This is a genomic window from Vibrio fujianensis, from assembly GCF_002749895.1.
Lineage (GTDB): Bacteria > Pseudomonadota > Gammaproteobacteria > Enterobacterales > Vibrionaceae > Vibrio > Vibrio fujianensis.
This window is the reverse complement of sequence record NZ_NBUS01000054.1, coordinates 262,766-265,173: the sequence shown is the minus strand read 5'-3', so window position 1 is coordinate 265,173 and position 2,408 is coordinate 262,766. Positions and strand designations below refer to the sequence as shown.

4 protein-coding genes are annotated in these 2,408 nt (G+C 44.9%); all 4 read right to left on the bottom strand.

Annotated features, from left to right (window positions below):
- Positions 1 to 807: viperin family antiviral radical SAM protein (locus B7C60_RS14315; RefSeq protein ID WP_245869491.1), on the bottom strand; the 807-nt coding region annotated here is incomplete at its 3' end.
- 63 nt (positions 808 to 870) lie between these two features.
- Positions 871 to 1,572, bottom strand: coding sequence for a hypothetical protein (locus tag B7C60_RS14310; protein ID WP_099612246.1), 702 nt, complete (start codon positions 1,570 to 1,572; stop codon positions 871 to 873).
- Positions 1,563 to 1,913 carry a hypothetical protein gene (locus tag B7C60_RS14305; protein WP_099612245.1) on the bottom strand — a complete coding sequence of 117 codons (351 nt, stop codon included), beginning with the start codon at positions 1,911 to 1,913 and terminating at the stop codon, positions 1,563 to 1,565. The genes B7C60_RS14310 and B7C60_RS14305 overlap by 10 nt, the downstream gene beginning before the upstream one ends.
- The coding region (locus tag B7C60_RS14300; RefSeq protein ID WP_216639330.1) for a hypothetical protein at positions 1,910 to 2,408 on the bottom strand (499 nt) is incomplete at its 5' end. The genes B7C60_RS14300 and B7C60_RS14305, both read right to left, overlap by 4 nt.

The window sequence follows — 2,408 nt, the reverse complement described above, 5'->3', positions numbered from 1 at the left end:
CGGCGTTGTGAGCAAAGGGCGACTTTTAATATAACCTGACGAGCCATGACCATTTTGGAACAAAGCGCCGTCAGGGCTGAGCATCAAATAAGAATTAGTCATGGAGTGGTTATTTTCTACCGACATGCAATGCGCCACGCGCTGATGCCGCTCGACAAACGCCGCAAATTGCTGATCACTAATGGTTTGAATCGAATCAAATACCGGTAGAACTCGCAGCACTTTCCATTTATTCGGCTGAAGGGCTTCGATCAAAGTGGTGAAATCCCCCTCGGTATTATAGTGATTCACCACGGTGTTGATTTTCAGCTCTGTCGTGGGTGAGTGATGTCTTATCTGCTGAAAAATGGCTTGTAGCCTTTGTGCAGAAAGCACATTACCTGAGCGAGTGATGCGGCCAATTTTCTTTTGCACCTCAGATTGGCAGGCATCATAACTCACCCCCAAAAGCTGCAGTTTATGGCTTTGCTCGGCAATAAACGCATCGCTGATTAAATGTCCGTTGGTGATGATTGAAGCTTTAAAGCCTAAGTCGATGGCGTAATCGAGCGCATCCGTAAAGCGCTGCTTGAGTAGAAAAGGCTCACCGCCAGCGAAATTGAGCCTGACACTCTGATATTGCAGTTGTTGTTGAATAGGATTAGGGGAAAGAAAGTACTCAGCGAGTTTGCTCAGTACTCTCTTCATCTCATCGACATTGCGGTGCAGCTCATTCGGTTTTGCCCATTTGGCATAACAATAATGGCAATCGTAGTTGCATTTTTCTGTGATGTGATAATTGATGACTAACTGGTTTACAGTGTTCATAACACGACTCCTTTGGGTTGGTAGGAGTAGTGTTGATTTGTGCACTGCACAAAAAAGCGTTTTTTAGTCCGGTAAGCAATTTAATAGCGCGTTGAAACTTTGCCCTTCTTGATACTCTTTACGAACCCTTTGCACCAGCTCTGCTAACGCCATATCTCGCTGTAAAAGCGCCAAATCGACTTGGTCAGCGAGCTGAGCTGCCGCCAAGAGATCTTGCTCTAACCAGCAGAGTAAGATTTGTTCTTTATGTGAGAGAGAAAGGCGCTGCGCTCTGAGCAATTGGTACAGCAAGCCGGTATTTTGCATCGCCAAATCCATTTGTGGCAAACGCTGCTCAGCAAACGGGCACACTAAGCGAGACTCACGTAAATTGAACGCATCGTCGCGCAACTGGCTGAGAAATTGCTGCGCCGCCACAGATAAATGCATCACCTCATTGACGGCTTGCGCTTTTAGTAGCACTTCCTCGCACAGAGCTGCATTGGTGACTCGCTTTGCTGAATCTTCAAAAATTGCTTTGACCAACTTCGAATCATTAAAAAAACTGTCCAGCACTAGCGCGTTAAACAAACAATCCACTGCCTGAGCTTTGAGCAATTTTTTACCACGCTTACCTATACTGGCATCGCTAAACCCTTCATCAACAACCAATGATGGCGGAATAACACCGTTGCGTAGATAAGTATTGGCCTTGGAGCGTAAAGGCTCACTACCCTCAAGACCAAATAAAGCTTTTACTGCCTGATTGGTGTTCACTAACGACATACTGCCTGCTCCAGTAGGCGGCTCTCGGTATAGAAATCCATCTTTTTACTCGAGGCAATTAATTGCGCCGCACGATAGACAGACGACCTAGAGGAATAACATGTGCTGTTGGTATGCATAATCGCACCAAGGCAATAGCCAGCACGAAAGCTCTCTTCTTTTGAGGTAGTGAGAAATGCGCCAAAACGTGGTTGGTCTTTTTTCTCGTAGAGCTCGGTGTACTCCTGACAAGCAGAGATCAAAAACTCGGTGCTGCCGGGCTTTGCATCGGAATGCATCAGAGCATGGCTTGGCACAGCAAACAAGAAAAGAAAAGCGGTTAAGTAATGGATAGATTTCATTGTGTCGCTCCTTGCGTATTGGCAACTGGTGTTGTTGATACTTGTTGATTCGACAGTTTACTCACGCGGTAATAGCTATAACTAAACACGGCGACACTGCAAAGATATCCCACAATCTCATCGATAGGGTCTAGCGGTTGGTCCCAGTCAAAATCAGAAAACTTAATCGCGATCAGGATTAGACCGATAGAAAATAACCCCAAATAGGCTTGATGCACCCATGGCGTGATAATTTTTCGCACCAAAGGCACGTCACTTCGCCGGCACAGTTGAATATAGCGGTAAAAAAACATGACTAAGAAAACAATAAACGACGTTTCAATAATATCTAGCTCTGATAACGAGAAAGAATATTCAAACATCAAGAAGAAATTGCCAACCAAAGTGAGGGTAAGGCCAAGTAGACACAGGTTAATTAACCATAGCCATTTAAAAAAGAATTTTACTCCATGCCAAACCTTGGAAAGAGTCAGGGTATTTTTTTGCATAATGTTA